Origin of the sequence: Streptomyces sp. B15 (genome assembly GCF_018070605.1) — a bacterium.
GTDB classification, from domain to species: Bacteria; Actinomycetota; Actinomycetes; order Streptomycetales; family Streptomycetaceae; genus Streptomyces; species Streptomyces smyrnaeus.
Map to the genome: position 1 here is coordinate 1 of NZ_JAGPXJ010000223.1, position 483 is coordinate 483.

Consider the following 483-nt stretch of genomic DNA (forward strand, 5'->3'; position numbering starts at 1 on the left):
TAACAACACCGATGCTTACATTCAGGCAGTATGTGCTCAGCTCGGCGTAACTGCGGATCAGCAGCTTGACGCATCAAACCCTGACACGCTGAAGGCCCTGTGTGCTGCAATCATCCAGCATGAGAACGGTAGCCAGCCATACAGCGACCAGCAGCTCGCCACCGGCGTCAGTGCGGCTATTGGCCTGTCTCAGCTTCCGACCAGCACAAAACGTTATACCGGCAACGCAGCTTTCGACGCGGCATCCCCTGAAGCGCAGGCAACCTTCCTCCGCCAGGCTGACCAAATTCGCAAGCAGCAGCAGGCGGAATATCGCACCAGTATCGACAGCCGGGTTCGCGATGCCAGCGCGGCATACATGCGCGGTGTTGATTTCCCTGATGCACCAACGCAGACCGACTTCCTGGCGGCCTATGGGGTGCGGGAAGGTAATCTCCGCTATACCGAGTTTCGGAATACGCAGATCGCCGGGCAGTACATTGG

1 protein-coding gene is annotated in these 483 nt (G+C 58.4%); it reads left to right on the forward strand.

What is annotated here, in order from left to right:
- The coding region (locus tag KBY19_RS35950; RefSeq protein WP_210967534.1) for a hypothetical protein at window positions 1–483 on the forward strand (483 nt) is incomplete at both ends.